13 protein-coding genes, 2 tRNA genes and 1 pseudogene are annotated in these 17,010 nt (G+C 74.1%); 11 read left to right on the top strand and 5 right to left on the bottom strand.

All coding sequences use genetic code 11. The annotated features are described in order from the left end of the window. The first annotated feature begins 234 nt into the window (after positions 1–234). The 3 genes from FH609_RS31205 to FH609_RS21845 all read left to right on the top strand — a co-directional run bounded on the left by FH609_RS31205 (position 235) and on the right by FH609_RS21845 (position 2,421). Positions 235–393, top strand: a complete 159-nt coding sequence (locus FH609_RS31205; protein WP_193317976.1) for a hypothetical protein — start codon at positions 235–237, stop codon at positions 391–393. A gap of 165 nt (positions 394–558) precedes the next feature. Continuing rightward, entirely contained in the window at positions 559–1,341 is a 783-nt protein-coding gene (locus FH609_RS21850) for an RNA polymerase sigma factor SigF (protein WP_139670231.1), read from the top strand. Positions 1,342–1,548: 207 nt separating this feature from the next. Next, entirely contained in the window at positions 1,549–2,421 is an 873-nt protein-coding gene (locus tag FH609_RS21845) for an RNA polymerase sigma factor SigF (RefSeq protein WP_139670229.1), read from the top strand. A 313-nt stretch (positions 2,422–2,734) separates the two neighbouring features. On the opposite strand, the gene FH609_RS21840 is transcribed toward FH609_RS21845, so the two are convergent. Continuing rightward, on the bottom strand, positions 2,735–2,959 hold the full coding sequence (locus FH609_RS21840) for a hypothetical protein (RefSeq protein WP_139670227.1): 225 nt from the start codon (positions 2,957–2,959) through the stop codon (positions 2,735–2,737). Positions 2,960–3,255: 296 nt separating this feature from the next. On the opposite strand from FH609_RS21840, the gene FH609_RS21835 reads away from it, so the two are divergent. Together FH609_RS21835 and FH609_RS21830 are read left to right on the top strand one after the other, a co-directional pair. Next, the gene (locus FH609_RS21835; protein ID WP_139670225.1) at positions 3,256–4,125 is read left to right on the top strand and encodes a family 16 glycosylhydrolase; all 870 of its coding nucleotides are present in this window, start codon (positions 3,256–3,258) and stop codon (positions 4,123–4,125) included. A 219-nt stretch (positions 4,126–4,344) separates the two neighbouring features. Further along, entirely contained in the window at positions 4,345–5,223 is an 879-nt protein-coding gene (locus tag FH609_RS21830) for an LLM class F420-dependent oxidoreductase (protein ID WP_139670223.1), read from the top strand. Positions 5,224–5,320: 97 nt separating this feature from the next. Here FH609_RS21830 and FH609_RS21825 read toward each other — a convergent pair whose 3' ends face one another. Next, a complete protein-coding gene (locus tag FH609_RS21825) occupies positions 5,321–6,424 on the bottom strand; it encodes an NAD(P)-dependent alcohol dehydrogenase (protein WP_139670221.1) in 1,104 nt (367 codons plus the stop codon). A 366-nt stretch (positions 6,425–6,790) separates the two neighbouring features. Here FH609_RS21825 and FH609_RS21820 point away from each other — a divergent pair, with 366 nt between their 5' ends. The 3 genes from FH609_RS21820 to FH609_RS21810 all read left to right on the top strand — a co-directional run bounded on the left by FH609_RS21820 (position 6,791) and on the right by FH609_RS21810 (position 8,729). Further along, entirely contained in the window at positions 6,791–7,378 is a 588-nt protein-coding gene (locus FH609_RS21820; RefSeq protein ID WP_139670219.1) for an HhH-GPD-type base excision DNA repair protein, read from the top strand. A gap of 89 nt (positions 7,379–7,467) precedes the next feature. Continuing rightward, a complete protein-coding gene (locus tag FH609_RS21815; protein ID WP_139670217.1) occupies positions 7,468–8,295 on the top strand; it encodes a phosphotransferase in 828 nt (275 codons plus the stop codon). A gap of 173 nt (positions 8,296–8,468) precedes the next feature. Continuing rightward, positions 8,469–8,729 (top strand): hypothetical protein, encoded by a 261-nt coding sequence (locus FH609_RS21810; RefSeq protein ID WP_139670215.1) that lies wholly within the window; start codon positions 8,469–8,471, stop codon positions 8,727–8,729. A gap of 276 nt (positions 8,730–9,005) precedes the next feature. Here FH609_RS21810 and FH609_RS32470 read toward each other — a convergent pair. Then, positions 9,006–9,455 (bottom strand): annotated as a pseudogene (locus tag FH609_RS32470) (bacteriocin fulvocin C-related protein); the annotation flags it as partial. Positions 9,456–10,364: 909 nt separating this feature from the next. Between FH609_RS32470 and FH609_RS21800 the strand changes: the two are divergent. Next, positions 10,365–11,828, top strand: coding sequence for a serine/threonine-protein kinase (locus FH609_RS21800; protein ID WP_139670213.1), 1,464 nt, complete (start codon positions 10,365–10,367; stop codon positions 11,826–11,828). Positions 11,829–11,944: 116 nt separating this feature from the next. On the opposite strand, the gene FH609_RS21795 is transcribed toward FH609_RS21800, so the two are convergent. Together FH609_RS21795 and FH609_RS21790 are read right to left on the bottom strand one after the other, a co-directional pair. Further along, positions 11,945–12,017 (bottom strand) — tRNA-Arg (locus FH609_RS21795). A gap of 177 nt (positions 12,018–12,194) precedes the next feature. Next, positions 12,195–12,284: transfer RNA gene (locus tag FH609_RS21790), tRNA-Ser, on the bottom strand. Positions 12,285–12,488: 204 nt separating this feature from the next. On the opposite strand from FH609_RS21790, the gene FH609_RS21785 reads away from it, so the two are divergent. Continuing rightward, complete coding sequence (locus FH609_RS21785; RefSeq protein WP_139670211.1) at positions 12,489–12,992, top strand: SSI family serine proteinase inhibitor; 504 nt, start codon at positions 12,489–12,491, stop codon at positions 12,990–12,992. A 115-nt stretch (positions 12,993–13,107) separates the two neighbouring features. Further along, complete coding sequence (locus FH609_RS21780; RefSeq protein ID WP_139670209.1) at positions 13,108–16,908, top strand: PAS domain-containing protein; 3,801 nt, start codon at positions 13,108–13,110, stop codon at positions 16,906–16,908. The last annotated feature ends 102 nt before the right edge of the window (positions 16,909–17,010 follow it).

The raw sequence follows: 17,010 nt of genomic DNA, 5'->3' as shown, positions 1-17,010 counted from the left end.
CGATGACCCGCCCCGGGTCGGCCGCACCACGGCCGGCCCGGGGCGGGGGCCGTTCCGGGGCGGCCGCCGTCCCGGCGGACGGCGGGGCGTTCCGGCGTTCCGGCGTTCCGGGGGGCGTTTCCGGCGTTCCGGGGCGGGGACCGAACGGCCGTGGTCGGCGGCCGAACGGCCGGCGACCACCCGAGCGGCGCCGCCGCCCGTCCGGGTGGCTACACTGCGGCCCCGGAGGTGGGCATGTCCCTGGCACTGGCGAAGCGCATCGGCCTGTATCTGCTGGCCGTGGGCGTGCTCTACGCCGTCCTCAACGAGCCCGACCGCTCCGGCGAGTTCGCCCAACTGGTCTTCACCGCGCTCGCCGACGCCACCGACGGCCTGCTCGCACCGTTCGACTGAGCCCCCGCGCTGGCCCCGACTCGCCCGCAACGCAACGGTGTTGACCGTGGCGGCCCGACATGGCCCGATCAACACGTCGTGAACGGGTGCTTGCGCACGGTGCGCATGTCTTGTGATGCTATGACTGCTTTTGCGGCGAGTGCACCGTGAAGGGGTGGTCGGCAGGTGGCGGTGACGCAGTCCAGAGGCGCCGGGGCCCGTGCGCTCACCCAGTCGCTCTGTGAGCGGCTGGCCCGCCTCCAGGCCGGCACCGCCGAACACACCCGCGTCAGGGAGGCCCTGATCGAGGCCAACCTGCCGCTGGTCCGCTACGCCGCCCTCCGCTTCCACAGCAGGAACGAGCCGATGGAGGACATCGTCCAGGTCGGCACCATCGGGCTGATCCACGCCATCGACCGCTTCGACCCGGCGCGCGGGGTGCAGTTCGCCACGTTCGCCCTGCCGACCATCGTGGGCGAGATCCGCCGCTACTTCCGGGACAGCGTGCGCACCGTCCATGTGCCGCGCCGGCTGCACGAGCTGTGGGCGCGGGTCTGCTCGGCCGCCGAGGAGCTGACGGTGGCCCTCGGCCGCTCGCCCACCACCGCCGAGTTGGCGGAACGGCTGCGGCTGCCCGAGGAGGACGTGCTGGCGAGCATGGACGCGGGGCGGGCCTACCGGGTCTCCTCGCTGGAGGCCACCAGGGACCGCGAGGAGGGCGCCCCCGGGCCGATCGACCGGCTCGGCTACGAGGACCCGGGGCTGGCCGGCGTCGAACACCGTGCCCTGGTCCGGCACCTGCTGGTCCAACTCCCGGAGCGGGAGCAGCGCATCCTGCTCCTGCGCTACTACCGCAACCTCACGCAGTCTCAGATCAGCGCGGAACTCGGGGTTTCGCAGATGCACATCTCACGGTTGCTGGCCCGCGCCTTCAGCAAGCTGCGCTCCGCAAATCCGATCGAGACCTAAGCCTTCGGAAGGACCCAACTCCGGGAACTCGCAAGCCAGCTCTGCCGTTTTATCGACATGAAGCTACATCGCGTTGATGACATGTGACATTCTGTCGAGACCGCGTTTGGCAAGGCGGCAGCTCCGGTATTCACGAGAGGGTGCCTCTCGTGGAGTCCTGCCTGAGGTGTCCGCCGCGACCCGTCCCGCCGACCTCAAGGGGGTGGCATGTCCGTAGAACTGGGCAGCTCCAAGGTGCTCACCACGACCGGCACGCCGCATGTTCCCGCGCCGCACGAACCCTCGGTGCCGCACGCGGCTCCCGCCGAGACCGACAACCTCGACACCCGCACGCTCTCCCGTTCCCTCTTCCAGCGGCTGGCAGCGCTGGAGGCGGACAGCCCGGAGCGCGGCTATGTGCGGGACACCCTGATCGAGTTGAACCTGCCCCTGGTTCGCTACGCGGCAGCCAGGTTCCGCAGCAGGAACGAGCCGATGGAGGACATCGTCCAGGTCGGCACCATCGGGCTGATCAAGGCGATCGACCGCTTCGACTGTGAACGCGGCGTCGAGTTCCCGACGTTCGCGATGCCGACGGTGGTCGGCGAGATCAAGCGCTTCTTCCGCGACACCTCCTGGTCGGTGCGCGTGCCCCGACGGCTCCAGGAGCTGCGGCTGGCGCTCACCAAGGCCAGCGACGAGCTGTCCCAGCGGCTCGACCGCTCGCCCACCGTCGCCGAGTTGGCCGTCGCGCTCGGCGTCTCGGAGGAGGAGGTGGTCGACGGGCTGGCCGTCGGGAACGCCTACACCGCCAGCTCGTTGGACTCCCCGTCCCCCGAGGAGGACGGCGGCGAGGGCTCGTTGGCGGACCGCCTCGGGTACGAGGACACGGCGCTGGAGGGCGTCGAGTACCGGGAGTCGCTGAAGCCGCTGTTGGCCCGACTGCCGGCCAGGGAGCGGCGGATCATCATGCTCCGTTTCTTCGGGAACATGACGCAGTCGCAAATCGGTGAAGAGGTCGGCATCTCCCAGATGCACGTCTCCCGGCTGCTCACGCGCACGCTCCAGCAGTTGCGTGAGGGGCTCACCGCAGAGGAGTGAGGGGTCCGGACCGGCGGAGCGCCGCCGGTCCGGCGAGGACAGCGGAGCCAACGCCCGCTGCCCGGCCCGCGATCGTTCGCCCGACCGCGACGGACCGACCCACGCAGGGGTCCGCGCGGGGCGTCGCCGACGGCGGCGCGCGGGAGGGCGACGACCGCGCCGCACCACCAGGCCGACGCCGGGCGTCGGCACGTGACCCATCGACACGTGAACCATCGACACGTGAACCACCCGCGAGACGGCGGCCGTTGACCACGGCTGCCCGGGGTCCTGCCGCGTCGAGCCCTCAGCTCAACCGCTCAAGTGCGGCTTCTCAGCCCAACAGCAGCCAGGCGACCACGGCGAGCACGATCACGCCCACCGCCACGCCCGCGATCAGCCCGATCCGGGGCCCGGACGAGGCGGCCGGAGGCGAAGCCCCGACGGCGCCGGCGGCGGACCCGTCGTTCACAAACGCCCGGAACATCTGCGTGCTGCCGGCCGGGTCGACATCCTGCGGCCCCTGGGGCCCTTGCGGTGCTTGGGGATTGTGCGCCATGCCTGCCGACCCTAGCGAACGCCCCCGGCCTCGGCACAGCCGATCCGCCGGCCATTTCCCCCGCGTCCCGCGCCACGCGCGGCGAACGGACCAACTCCCTTCCGTTACGGCCCGGTTGGCCGCGATCAACGGAAACGCCCGCTCATGTTCGTTACTTACCGTTCTGGGGAGCACTTTTCGGCCCGTCCCGGAACTGGACGTGATCGGTTCCGGAACCGTACGTGATCCCTTGCGGGGCATCTGGTGCGCCTGTGCAATGAAGACCCCCCACGGATCAACCATTGGATGTGATCTTCATGCCAGGCGCCAGGCGTTCCCCCACCCGCCGCTGGCTCGCCGGCGGAACGGTCCTCGCCCTCGGCCTCACCTCGCTGCTCGCCGTCAACGCCCAGGCCGAGCCCGAGCCGGCGGACGTCGAGCCCACCGAGGTGGTCTTCATCGACGAGTTCGACGGCGCGGCCGGCTCGCCGGTGGACAGCTCCAAGTGGCAGCTGGACCCGGGCGACAACGCGAACAACGCCGAGTTGCAGTACTACACCGAGGGCACCGACAACGTTCAACTGGACGGCGAGGGCCATCTGGTGATCACCGCGACCGAGGAGGGCGCCGAGAACCACCAGTGCTACTACGGCACCTGCGAGTACACCTCGGGGCGGCTGAACACGGCGAACACCTTCTCCGCCGAGTACGGGCGGGTCGAGGCGAGCATCAAGCTCCCGCAGGGGCAGGGCATCTGGCCGGCGTTCTGGATGCTGGGCTCCGACTTCCCCGGCGTGCCGTGGCCGGACAGCGGTGAGATCGACATCATGGAGATGGTCGGCCACGAGCCGGGCACCGTCCATGGCACCGTGCACGGCCCCGGCTACTCGGGCGGCGGCGGCATCGGCGCCAGCTACTCGCTGCCGGGCGGCGAGATCTTCGCCGACGACTTCCACACCTTCGCCATCGACTGGGCGCCCGACTCCATCGTGTGGTCGGTGGACGGCGAGGTGTTCCAGGAGCTGACCCCGGAGGACGTGAACGGCAACGCCTGGGTGTTCAACAAGCCGTTCTTCATGATCCTCAACGTCGCGGTCGGCGGCCACTGGCCGGGCCCGCCGGACGACTCCACCACGTTCCCGCAGCAGATGGTGGTCGACTACGTCAGCGTCACCACCAGCGACTGAACCACGGGGCGCTGACGCTCCCGCGCGCGCCCGGGCGGCTCCCCCCGCACCGGGCGCGCGCCGACGTGCGGGCGCACCGTTCGCGCCCCGGCGCGCCCTCGGCGGCTGCGGGGTCGGTTCGGCCGAACGGACGCGTTCGGTCACCGAATGACCACTGAACGTTTACCGAACGGCCTTTCCTGTTCGGAATGCTCTCGGTAACCCAACCGTTCCCCATGCATGGCACACACACTCGCAACGGAACTCGGCCCCTTCGGGGTCTGGCAGATGGGGCTGACCGGCGACGACGGCGCGCCCACCCAGGAACTCCTCGATGGGGCACGGGAGTTGGAGCAGCTCGGCTACGGCGCCCTCTGGCTCGGCGGCAGCCCGCGCGTCCGGCAGGCGGAGCCGCTGCTCGCCGCGACCTCCTCCCTCCGGGTCGCGACCGGGATCACCAGCATCTGGGACGAGGAGGCGGCGGTCGCGGCCGAGGACTTCGCCGAACTGAACGACCGCTACGACAACCGGTTCGTCCTCGGCCTCGGCGTGAGCCACGCCGCCCTCGCCGGCGAACGGTACCGGCGGCCGTACTCCGTGATGGTGGACTATCTCAACGCCCTGGACGAGGCGCCGCGACCGGTACCGGCCGACCGTCGCGTGCTCGCCGCGCTCGGCCCCCGGATGCTGGAGCTGGCCAGGGACCGGGCCGCCGGCGCGCACCCCTATCTGGTGACGGTGGAGCACACCGCGCGGGCGCGCGCCGCCCTGGGCCCGGACGCGCTGTTGGCACCGGAGTTGAAGGTCGTGGTCGACACCGACCTCGCGCGGGCGCGCGAAACGGCGCGCGGCTACCTCCGGTTCTATCTCGAACTGCCCAACTACACGCGGAACCTGGAGCGCCTCGGCTTCACCGAGAAGGACTTCGAGGGCGGCGGCAGCGACCGGCTGCTGTCGGAGGTCTTCGCGCTGGGCGACGTGGACGCGATCCGCCGGCGCACGGACGCCTTCCGGGCGGCCGGCGCCGACCATCTGACGCTTCAGGTGGTCACCGAGCGCGTGGGCCAGGAGGTCCCGCTCGCCGTGTACCGCGCCCTGGCCCCGGCGCTGATCGACTGACCCGGAGGGGGCGGTGCGCGCCGGCGCGCCCCGGCGCGCGCCCGGGCGGCGTGCGGCCCTGGCGCGCCCGGCTGGCGTGCGGCGCGCGCCGCCCCGGCTACCAGACCAGCACCGGCTTGACCACGCGCCCCGCGCGCTGGTCGGCGATCGCCTCATTGATGGCGTCGAACGTGTACCGGCTCACCAGATCCTCGACCGGGAACCGCCCCGCGTCGTGGAGCGCGAGCAGTTCGGGCAGGAACCGGCGGGGCGTCGCATCGCCCTCGATGCAGCCGCGCAACGACTTCCCGCCGTACATCAGATCCTGGACGTCCAGGGTGAGTTCGGCCGGACCCAGGCCCACCACGGCCAGCGTGCCGCGCGCGGCCAGCGCGCGAAGCGCCTCGGTGATCACCCCGGGCGAGCCGGTGGTGTCCAGCGCGTGGCTGGCGCCGCCGGCGGTGAGGTCGCGCACCGCGTCGGCCAGCCCCACCCCTTCGCCCAACTCCCCCGGGTCCAGCACGGACTCCGCGCCCAGCGCGTGCGCCTGCGCGCGCCGCTCGGGCAACACATCCACCACCAACACGCGCCCCACGCCGATGGCGCGCGCCGCCAGCAGCGCGGAGAGCCCGACGCTGCCCGCGCCATAGAGGGCGAGCGTGTCGCCGGCGCCGGGCCGCAACACGTTGAGCACCGCGCCCGCCCCGGTCTGCACCCCGCAGCCGAGCGGCGCGAACGTCGGCAGGTCCGTCTCCCGGTCCACCACCACGACGTTGTCGGCGGTGGCCAGCACGTGGCTGGCGAAGCTCGACTGGCCGAAGAACGAGCCGAACAGCGGCTCCCCAGCCCTGGTCAGCGTCGGCGAGCCGTCGGGGCGGCGGCCGGCGTTGTTCAGCGCCAACAGGCTGCCGCAGTAGGCGGGCTCGCCGCGACGGCAGCTGAGGCAGCCGCCGCAGTGGCGGTAGCTGAGCAACACCCGGTCCCCGGGAACGACCCCGCGCACCTCACGGCCGACCTCCTCGACCACGCCCGCGCCCTCGTGGCCCAGCACCAGGGGCGGCGAACCCTTCGGGACCTGGGACTTGACCACCAGATCGGTGTGGCAGACGCCGCTCGCCACGATGCGCACCAGGATCTCGTCGGGGCGTGGGTCGTCCAACTCGACGGTCTCCAGGGTGAACGGGCTCTGCGGTCCGTGGGAGAGCGCGGCGGTCACGCGCACGTGGGAGTTCCTTCCTCGCGGGGGTGCGTGGGTGAGGGGGTGGCTGCATGGCAGAGATCCGGCAGTGAAGTCCGGTAGGGATGCGGGATGCGGCGATGCGGTGCGGCGTCGGAGATCGGCGTCAGAGTGCGGCGGTGCGGTGCGGGGGCGAAGGTGACGCGAGCGGGTGGCGCACCGTGGGCCCCGCTCCGTCCGCGCGGCCGGGAACGACGCACGCGCGGCGGCCCGGGGCCGACACCGAGCGCGTTCGCGCCCTCACGGTACGCGGAAACGGACGGCCGGACCATGGGGCCTTCGGGCGCCCGGCGCGGGCGCGCGGCCGGCGTTGCACGCCGCCACGGGACCCGGTGCGCCATGATGGGCGATATGACCGTTGATGTGCATCTCGCCCAGCGCCCCGAGGCGGACGCCCTGCTCGGCCGAAGCCCACTCGCCGCCCTGGTGGGGATGTTGTTGGACCAACAGGTGCCCATGGAATGGGCGTTCACCGGGCCCTACACCATCGCGACCCGGCTGGGCGAGGACGATCTCGACGCCCGGCGGATCGCGGCCATGGACCCGGAGGAGTTCGCGGCCCTGCTCTCCACCAAGCCGGCCGTGCACCGCTATCCCGCCGCGATGGCCAAGCGCGTGCAGGAGCTGTGCCGCTACCTGGTGGCGCAGCACGACGGCGATGCCGAGGCGCTCTGGCGCGATGTCAGCACCGGCGCCGAGCTGTTCAGAAGGCTGCACGCCCTGCCCGGATTCGGTAAGCAGAAGGCACAGATCTTTCTCGCGCTGCTGGGCAAGCAGTTCGGCGTGACCCCCGAGGGCTGGCGCGAGGCCGCCGGGCCGTACGGCGAGGAGGGTTCCTACCGTTCGGTCGCCGACATCACCGGACCCGAGTCCCTGGCCAGGGTCCGGGAGTTCAAGCAGCAGGCCAAGAAGGCCGCCAAGGAATCAGGCAAGGGGTAAGCCCGGGCCGGCACGGCGGGCACGACCGGCACGACCGGCACGGCGGGCGCCTGACGGGCGGGGGCCGGCCGGACCTATCGTTGGCGGGCATGGAGCAACTGCCCGGAACGCCCGCCCCCGAGCCCGCCGGCGAGGCACGGCCGGGCCAGCCGCTGGCCTCGGGCCGCACGGCCGACGTGTACGCGCTGCCGGGCGACCGGGTGCTGCGCCGTTACCGGAGCGGCCAGAGCGCGGCGGCCGAGGAGTCCCTGCTGCTCCGGCTCGGCGCACTCGGCTATCCCGTGCCCCGCGTCCACCCCGTGCCCAAACCCGGCGGGGCCGCACTTGGCAGCGCCGAACCCGGCGGGGCCGAACCCGGCGGCGCGCGGCTCGACTCCGCCGGCCGGGCTCCGCTCGGCCCCGGCGACCTGGTGATGGAGCGGCTGCACGGTCCCACCCTCGCCGAGGCGCTGTTGGGCGGCGCGATCTCTCCCCAGCAGGCCGGCGCCGTCCTCGCCCACCTCTTGGACCGCCTCCACGCCCTGCCGGGGCGCCTGGTCCATCTCGACCTGCACCCGGAGAACGTGATCAACACGGCACACGGCCCCGTGGTCATCGACTGGTCCAACGCCCGCGAGGACCATCCGCCGGGGCGGGACCGCGCGGTCTCGGCGCTGATCCTGGCGGAGGTGGCGGTGGGGCCGATCCCGCTGGCGCGGAGCGTGCTGGCCGCCCTGCTCGACGGGCTGACCCGACCGGCCGACGCCCCGGACCAACCGCCGTTCAGCGAGCAGGAGTTGGCCTGGGCGGGGGACTTCCGCCGAGCCAACCCCACCCTCTCTCCCGCGGAGAAGCGGGCCCTCGACCTCGCCCTGGAACTCGTCGCCGAGCAGGCCGCGCGCCTCCCGAAAGGCGCGAGGGAACAGCGGTCACCGTGAAGGGTGGTGCGGTCGGCACCAACCGGCGCGAGGGCGCACAGGGGGGCGCCAGGAACCTCAAATTTCCCTCTGAGACGAGGCCCGACCCTTTTGCTCCGGGAGGACTCGGGCATGGTAGGAGGTGACCAAGCCGACATCAGGCGGCATTCCGTCCACGCGTCCGGAGCCCGGCCATGAGCAGCAACCCCCACAGTCCCGACCGTCGAAGGCCCACGTCGCTCGGCCTGGAGATCGGCTCCATGGCCCGCGACCTCACCAGCGACCAGGTCGGCCGGGTCATGGCCCATCTCTCCGGCCGCGTCTATCTGCGGCCCCCGGGCGGCGGCCGCGAGTGGACCGCGAGCCCCGAGGACCTGCGCCCCATCAGCGCCAGCGAGTCGCTGCGCGCCCGCGTCGCCGAGGCCAACCGCCGCGCCGTGCGCGGCACCCGCTGACCCCCACCCGGCAACGAGCCCCCGCCGCCCGACCGTTCGCCCGTCGCTCGCCCCCTTCCGCGCCACCCCGTCGCCCTTGCCCCGCCGCGTCCTCGCCCCCGGTCGGCCACCGCCCCGCTGCCGTCGACGCGCCGCCAGACCCCGCCGCGCGGCGGCCGGCCCACGGGCCGGGCCACGGGCCTGAGCCGCCGGCCCGCTGGGTGGTGAACCACCCGTCCGTCGCGCGGGAACCGCAGGCCCGAACCCGTCGCCCCCGGTGAACCCCAGGTCCCCACAGCCGTCCTCGACGGTGCCGCCCGCATCCCCCGGCGTGCGTCGACAGCCCGCGCCACTCCCTTCGCCCCCTCCGCCGGCCGCACCTCCGTCGCTTCCGCCACCTCCGCCGTTCCTGAAGGCGCTCGCGCAGACCGGTCGGGCCGCTGCCCGCCGGGCCGCCGGCACGGCCCCCGGCAGCGAGGGGCCCAGACCTCCCATCAACTCCCGCGCCTCGGCCGGGCCGAAGGCCGCGATCGCCGCCACCCGCACCTCACGCGCCCGCTCCAGCGGCTGCCGCCCCGCCTCGAAGTGCGCCGGCTCGGAAACGAGGAGCAGCACCCGCTGATGGACCCGCGCCTGTTCGGCGGAGAGCGCGGGTCTGTTCTCCCGGAAGTCCTGGAGGTGGTCCCGCCAGAAGCGGGACTTCTGCTCGGCGGACAACTCGCCGTAGAGCGCGCGTCGATAGGCCATCGGATAGCGGATGATCTCCGCGAACCGCGTGGGGGCTGCGGCGCCTCGTTCCTCGGCCCAGGCGCTGGCCGCCGCGCGGGACCGCTCCGCGAACTCCGGCGTCCGCCCGGCGAACACCATCCTGGCGGCCACCACGAGGCCCCCGGCCAGCCACAGCAACCCGGCCCGGCCCAGGCCGCGTTCCACCCCGCCGGGATCGATCGGATCGGGGCGGCCTTCCGCCTCGCTCCGCAGGCGCCCGAGGGCGCGCAGCACCCGCGCGGAGCGCCGGAGCCCGAGCCGCCTGCCGAGCCGCGCGGCCATCGCCAGGCCGGTCCAGGCCCTGACCGCTCCCTCACGTCCCTCCCGGGCCTGCTCCACGGCGAAGAGCGTCGGCGCCGCCCGCCCCCTGCCCCGCAGGGTCAGCGCCCGCCAACCGATCACCTCGGGATGTCCGAGGGGCAGCACCTCGACGCGCCCCTCACACGCCTCGGCGACCGCGATCGAGATCTCCTCACAGGGGGCGCGAGACCCGTCGAAGGCCACCACCCACCGAACCGGCCCGACCGACATGTCCGTTCACCCTCCGTTATCTTCCCCCGCTGACCTGCCCCATCCTCGGGCGATCTCGACGCCCCCGCCAGAGCGCGCGGAGTCACGCCGGGGCGTGCCCGAACATCTGCGCGCCCCGAACTCACCTCTCCCGCCCTGCCACTTCCGGAACGGCCCACGAGGTCGGCCCGTTGTCCGAGGCGAGCACCGTCCGTTGTCCGGCCCGGCGGCCATCCGCCGCCCCGGACGGGCACACGGGCATACGGCACACGAGCACGGAGGCACGGGGTATGAGGGCGCGGGGCGTGAGCGCGCGGGGACATGGGGGCATGGGGAACCGGCGACGCGGGGTAGGAACCCATCCCGGCCCACGATGTCATGCGCGCGTTCAAACCCTGGGGAGGACCGTTGCCGGCCAAGGACCACACCAGCCCCGACCGCATCGGCCCCTACACCATCGAAAAGCCGCTGGGCGAGGGCGGGATGGGCCGGGTGTACCAGGGCCGCTCGCCGGGCGGGCGGCAGGTCGCCGTGAAGGTGGCGCGGGAGGAGTTGGCGGCCGACCCGACGTTCCGCTCGCGGTTCCGGGCGGAGGTGGCGGCGGCCCGCCGGGTCGGCGGGTTCCACACGGCGCAGGTGGTGGACGCGGACCCGGAGGCCGACCCGCCGTGGATGGTCACGGCGTTCGTCCGGGGCGAGCCGCTGGACCGCCTGGTGGCGCGCCGAGGCCCGTTGCCCGAGGGCGAGTTGTGGGCGCTGGGACGCGCGTTGGCCGAGGCGCTGGGCGCGATCCACGCCTGCGGTCTCGTGCACCGTGACCTCAAGCCGTCAAACATCATGATGACCGACGACGGTCCCCGCGTGCTCGACTTCGGCATCGCCCACGCCGTCGCGGGGGCGACGCTCACCCCGACGCGGCAGGTCGTCGGCACCCCCGGGTACCTCGCGCCGGAACAGATCACCCACGGCGAAGTCGGCCCCGCCGCCGACGTGTTCGCGCTCGGCGCGGTCCTGGTGCGGGCGGCGGGCGGGAACGCCTACGGGGAGGGCGACGCCCTGGCCCTGATGTACCGGGTGGTGCATGACCAGCCCGACCTCTCCGTGCTGCCACCGGAGTTACGCCAGGACATCGCCGCCTGCCTCGACCGGGACCCGGCGCAACGCCCGTCCCCGGCCCAGCTGTTGTCCCGTTGGTCGAACGAGTCCCACGCCGACGCCGACGCGGGCCCGACGGCCCGAACGGAGACCGCCGCGCGGCCCCTCCACCCCGGCACCGCCCTGGCCACGGCAGCCGACGGCGCGCCTCAGGCGCGGACCGCGCCGCCGTTTCCCGAGGCGAAGTTCGAGGCCCCGTCCCGCAAGCGCTGGCTGATGCCGGCGCTCGTCGGCGGGCCCGCCTGGGCCTTCGGCGTCGTCACGATCCTGGCCACGATGGAAGGCATCAACCTGGCGCTCTTCCTCGCCGGCATGGTCCTGATGGGGCTCGTCCTCTGGTTCGCCTCCGAACCCAGGGGCGCGGCGGCCGTCGTCCTGGACCCCGACGGCATCCTGGTCCAGGGCTGGCGCCGCTCGAAGCGGATCTTCCTCCTCTGGGAGGACATCGCCTGGCTGGATCGCGACCCCGACGCCAGGAAGCGGCGTGGCGAACTCCCCCTCCTCGTCCGCCTACGCGGCGGCGCGGCCCCGCTGCCGCGCGAGACGCAGCTGCTGAGGAAGATCGACGAGCACACGATCGTGATTCTGGTCCCCCGCCGCACCCCGGGCGGCCCCACGACCACAGCGACGGAACTCCGCGAGGCCACCCACCGCCTCTCCCCGGGCAAGCCAACCCGCCGACTCTGACCCGGCCCGGCCGGGCCTGGAGCGACGCCCAGTCGCGGTCAACGGGCGGCCCCGCGCCGCCACGCGAGAGCCCCCGTCGGTGACCCGACGGGGGCTCTCGCAACACTTACACACTGCGCGCTCGGCAGGATTCGAACCTGCAACCTTCTGATCCGTAGTCAGATGCTCTATCCGTTAAGCTACGAGCGCTCGGCGGGCTCGGGGAGCCCGTTCCGGCGAGGGATACGTTACAGGATGGGCGGCCCGGGGGCGAAATCGTTCCTGGAAGGGCCCGGGGGATGGCCTCTGACCTGCGGGAACGACGGAACGGGCGTGGAAAGGCACCAGCCCCGGTCGGGGACCGGGGCTGGTGGGAGAACGTTGCGGCGGAGGCTCCGGGATTTGAACCCGGGATGGGGGGTTACCCCAAACCGCATTAGCAGTGCGGCGCCATAGACCAGACTAGGCGAAGCCTCCTGGCACCACGGCCGAGAGCCGGGTGCGAGGAAATGATGCCACAGCCCGAACGGCCGCAGCCAATCGGTCGCCACCTTACGGGGGCCGACCGCTCGCGTCGAGTTGCGCAACGTGCGGCGCCCGGGAGCGTTAGCAGTGCGGAGCACGCCTTGCCCGGTGCCCCACCGATGCCCACACCGCACTCGATGTCTCAGGAGCGTTCCCATGTCGCGCAGGTCCCTCGCCCCTCTCGCCCTGGCCACTGCCCTGGTCGCCGCCTCCTTCGCCGCCGTCGCCGCGGCCGGGCCCGCGGCGGCCGGGCCCGCGGCGGCCGGGCCCGCGGCGGCCGGGCCCGCGGCCGCTCACCCGGGCGGGTCGCCCTGGGCCCCCACCCCCGCCGACCGCCTGCTGATCACGGTCTCGGGCGCCGGCGAGGCCGACGGCACCTTTGAACTCACGTGCGCCCCCGCCGGCGGCACCCACCCCGAGGCCGCCGAAGCCTGCGCCAGGCTGGGGGAGTTGGACGCCCCGTTCGCCTCCGTCGCCGAGGGCACCGTGTGCACCTTCCTCTACGGCGGCCCCGCCACCGCCCGGGTCACAGGCCAGTGGCGGGGCGAGCGGGTGGACGCGGAGTTCAACCGGGACAACGGCTGCGAGATCAGCAGGTGGGACCGCTTGGTCCCGGTGCTGCCGGGCGTCGGGTCGGACGGCGGGTCGGGGGCCGCCTGAGGGGTGACTCTCCCCGGCCCCTCCGCGCGGCTCGCGGCGGGCCGTAGACTCCCCCTATCGACACGCACGGGGTACGTGCACCAGGAAAACGTGGGTCAAGGGAGGAACCGACGTCGTGAGCAGCAGGCCAGCGAGGGGCGCTGCTCGCCTCGCCGCCATACTCGACGCGCTGCCTGACGCGCTGTTGCTGGTGAACGGCAACGGCACCGTCGTCAACGCGAACGCCATCGCGATCGAGACCCTTGAGGTCCCGGGCGCTCCACTCGTCGGGCGCGGGCTGTTGGACATCGTGCCCGACTTCGACCCACGCAGAATCCCGGGCTCCATGCGCCGCCCCGAGGAGGACCCGAGCGTCAGGACGAAGCCCACCCGGATGGTGGCGCGGCGCACCGACGGCACCGAGTTGCAGGTCGAGGTGACGAGCGCCGGCCTCAACTCCGAGCGCACTCCGTATGCTTCGGCCATCGAGGCCGCGTTCGCCGACGACCACGCGGGCGAGGAGCTTTTGGTACTGGTGGTACGCGATCTCACCGGCACCCTCGATACCGAGGCCGAGCTGGTCCGGCAGCAACGTCAGACCGAGATGATCCTGCGCGCCGCCTCCGAGGGCGTGGTAGGCGTCGACACCGCCGGGCGGATCGTGCTGGTCAACCCGGCCGCCGCGCAGGTCCTCGGGCACCGGGCGAGTCAGCTGGGCGGGCAGTTGCTGCACCCGTTGGCGCACCATTCGCGGGCGGACGGCACGCCGTTGGCCTTCGAGGAGACGCCGCTCCACGACACCCTGATCTCAGGCCGGAAGCACCGGGTGCGCGGCCAGGTGCTGTGGACCAGCGACGGCCGCCCGGTCCCGGTGAACATGACGACGGCGCCGGTGCGCGACGGCGACCAACTGGTCGGCGCCGTGCTGACGTTCCTCGACCGCCGTCCCTACGACTCCCTGGCCGCCCGTCACACCCAGCTGCTGTCGGTGCTCCGCGACGGGCTGCGCGGCCCGCTCGACCAGTTGCGCGGGGAGCTTTCCGCCCTGGCGGCCGATCCGGCGGGCCAGCTGTGGCCGGAGGCCAACCAGGTGCTGCACCATCTGGCCGCCGGCTACGCCCGGATGACCACGCTGGTGGACAACGTGTTGGCGTACCAACGGCTGGACGAGGGCCGGGAGAAGCTGGCGCTCAAGCGGGTCTCGTTGGACACGGTGGTGGCGGCCGGCGTCGAGGGCGCGACGGAGCTGATCGGCCCGGGGCGCGCGCAGTTCGCGGTGCACGCCCCCCCGATCGAGGCCGAGGTGGACCCGGGCCGGTTGGCGCAGGCGTTGGCCCATCTGATCGCGGATGTGGCCGGAGTGGACGCGACCGGGCAGGCTCCGACGGCAACGGTCGGGGACTCGACCATTGTGGTCGCGGCGGCGCAACGCGGCGAGGTCGTGCGGATCGAGGTCCGTGGCCCCTACCCCGGCGGGAACCCGGTGCACGAGCCGATCGTGCGCGGCATCGTCCGGCAGCACGGCGGGGTCCTCCAGACCCATGAAATGCCGGGGCAGGGCGGGGCGTCCGCCTATGTGTTGGAGGTTCCGCTGGCCGCCGGCGGCGGCACGGCGCCCGCGCTGGCCCCGGGCGGGGCCAGGGACGCCAGCGGGGACACCACGGTGATGCCGGTGCCGGCCGAGCCGGCGCGCGGCACCGGCCCCGCCGGCAACGGAAGCGACGAGGCCAGCGGAGGCGACGGGACCGGCGGGCACGGCCAGGGCGACGGACGTGGTCCGGCCGGGGAACGGGCGCGGGCCGGCGCCGTCGAGCCCGTTCCGCACACCCCGACGGGGCGCCGCCGGCGGCGCGCGCCGGAGCAGCCCACGCCCCCCGGCACGGCGGTGGCACCGGCCGTTGACCAGTCGACGCCCGCCGGCGGCACGGGCACGGGCACGGGCACGGGCACCGGCAACGGTCGACGGCGGCGGGCCCTGGCGCCGGCCGAGGACCCGTCGGCCGCCGGCCAGTTGGCGCCGGCCGTCGAGCCGCCGCAGCCCACGGGGCGGCGGCGCAGGGCGCTGCCGCCCGAGGGCGGGCAGCCGGCGCCCGGACCGGGTGAGCCGATCGCGCTCGGGCCGGGACCGGTGCAGGACGGGCCGGCGGCGCAGCCGCAGCACGGTCCGCAGCCGCAGCCCGAACAGCCGGCGCCGCAGGGACCGCAGGGGGGCGCGGACGGCCGGCCCGCGTTGCCGACCAGGGGCGCGGCAGCGCACCGACCGGCGCCCAACCAGGCCCCCGCGCCCGGCCCCGCGCCGGCACCGTTCGGCCCGCAGCCCGACCCCGCCGCCACCTCCTACGAGCTGACCGCCCCCGCGCCGCCCCCCGTTCAGCAGGGGCGGCCCGTCCAGGGGCAGCCCGTTCAGCAGGGCCAGCCCGTTCAGGGGCCGGCCGGCCAGCCGTCGCTGGGCCAGGCCCCGCAGCCCCAACCGCCGCAGGGGCCGGCCGAGTTCGAGCAGGTTCCCGGCCAGGAGCCGCCGGTCTACGGCCCGGTTCCGCAGGCGCAGGCGCAGGCGCAGGCGCCCGGCGCGCCCCAGGCGCCGATGCCCCCGGCGGCGCAGCCGCCCCAGGGCCCGGCGCCCCAGGGCCAGCCGCACGAGGAGCCGGCGGAGGCCGACCAGGGTCCGGGAGAGCAGGGGACGGCCGAGGAGCCGACGCCCGTCGAACACTCGGTGGTGGCGGCCAGCCCCATCCTGGACGGCACCATGGCGCCGGCGCCCGCGCCCCGGCGCCCGCGCCCCCTCCCCATGCCGGGTAGCGAGCGCGCGCGCCCCGAGCAGCGCGCCCCCGGCGTGAGCGTGCAGACGTTGGGGCAGGGCGTTCCGGTGCCCCCGCAGGTCAGGGGCGGCGGCCGACCGCAGCCCCGCCAGGAGACGCCGGCCAGGCCGGTCCAGCAGCAGGCTCCGACCCGGCGCCGCAAGCTGGCCGCGCCCCCGGACGACAACGATCCCCGCCTGAACCGGCCGGCCGCCGCCGGCGCCTCGCCGGCGCCCGTGACGCCCGCCGAGTCCCAGGGGCGCGGCCGCGAGTACGCGATCAGCGCGCCGGCGGCCGGCACGGCCGAGGGACCGGAACCGTTGGACGGCCCCAACGGCGCGGTCGAGGTCACCGAGGCGCAGGGCGAACGCGGTGGCGGCGCGCTCCGTCAACAGGGCCCGGCGGACGACGAGTTGCCGCCCGAGCCGCTGGACAACCCGCGCCGACTGCTGGTCTGGCCCGAGCCCGACGTCTCGACCCAGCAGGCGTTGACCGACCGTGGCTACCGGCCGGTGATCGTCCACTCCCGCGAGGAGGTGGACGCGCAGATCGCGGCGTACCCGGCCGCGCTCTTCGTCGACCCGCTCACCGGCCCGATCACCAGGACGGCGCTCCAGTCGTTGCGTGCCGCAGCGGTGGCGGCCGAGGTGCCGGTGCTGGTGACGGCCGGCCTGGGGCAGGCGAGCCGGGACGCGGCCTATGGCGCCGACCCGGCGGTGCTGCTGAAGGCGCTGGCGCCCAGGGACAGCGAGCAGCATCCGCCCAGGGTGCTGCTGGTGGAGGAGCGGCAGGTGATCGCCGACGCGCTGGCCGCCTCGCTGGAGCGGCGCGGGATGCGGGCGGCGCACGCGCCCTCGGACGCGGCGGCGATGGAGCTGGCGGCCCAACTGCGGCCCAACCTGGTGGTCATGGACCTGCACCAGGTGCGCAGGCGGCGGGCCGGCATCATCGACTGGCTGCGGGTCAACGGGCTGCTCAACCGCACCCCGTTCGTGGTCTACACGGCGGCGGACATGGACCCGGCGCAGTTGCCGCAGCTGGCCTCGGGCGAGACGGTGCTGTTCCTGGCCGAGCGCTCGACCCAGCCGGAGGTGCAGGCCAAGATCGTGGATCTGCTGACCAAGATCGGCGCGCACTGACGACCACGATCGGCGCGCGCTGACGGGAGTTGGTACGCCAGCGGTGCGAGCGGTCGCCCGGCAGGAGCCGGCAGGCGCGGGAGCCGCGAGGAGCGGGACGGG

The sequence above is a fragment of the Streptomyces sp. 3MP-14 genome (assembly GCF_006334905.2).
In the GTDB taxonomy this organism is placed as follows: Bacteria; Actinomycetota; Actinomycetes; order Streptomycetales; family Streptomycetaceae; genus Streptomyces; species Streptomyces triticirhizae.
This window is presented reverse-complemented; position numbering and strand designations above follow the sequence as displayed.

Excerpts from the sequence above, each read along its gene's own strand:
- FH609_RS21830 (WP_139670223.1), top strand. The coding sequence starts at position 4,345 with ATGGCACACACACTCGCAACGGAACTCGGCCCCTTCGGGGTCTGGCAG.
- FH609_RS21835 (WP_139670225.1), top strand. The coding sequence starts at position 3,256 with ATGCCAGGCGCCAGGCGTTCCCCCACCCGCCGCTGGCTCGCCGGCGGA.
- FH609_RS21800 (WP_139670213.1), top strand. The coding sequence starts at position 10,365 with ATGCGCGCGTTCAAACCCTGGGGAGGACCGTTGCCGGCCAAGGACCAC.
- FH609_RS21820 (WP_139670219.1), top strand. The coding sequence starts at position 6,791 with ATGACCGTTGATGTGCATCTCGCCCAGCGCCCCGAGGCGGACGCCCTG.
- FH609_RS21815 (WP_139670217.1), top strand. The coding sequence starts at position 7,468 with ATGGAGCAACTGCCCGGAACGCCCGCCCCCGAGCCCGCCGGCGAGGCA.
- FH609_RS31205 (WP_193317976.1), top strand. The coding sequence starts at position 235 with ATGTCCCTGGCACTGGCGAAGCGCATCGGCCTGTATCTGCTGGCCGTG.
- FH609_RS21845 (WP_139670229.1), top strand. The coding sequence starts at position 1,549 with ATGTCCGTAGAACTGGGCAGCTCCAAGGTGCTCACCACGACCGGCACG.
- FH609_RS21840 (WP_139670227.1), bottom strand. The coding sequence starts at position 2,959 with ATGGCGCACAATCCCCAAGCACCGCAAGGGCCCCAGGGGCCGCAGGAT.
- FH609_RS21810 (WP_139670215.1), top strand. The coding sequence starts at position 8,469 with ATGAGCAGCAACCCCCACAGTCCCGACCGTCGAAGGCCCACGTCGCTC.
- FH609_RS21785 (WP_139670211.1), top strand. The coding sequence starts at position 12,489 with ATGTCGCGCAGGTCCCTCGCCCCTCTCGCCCTGGCCACTGCCCTGGTC.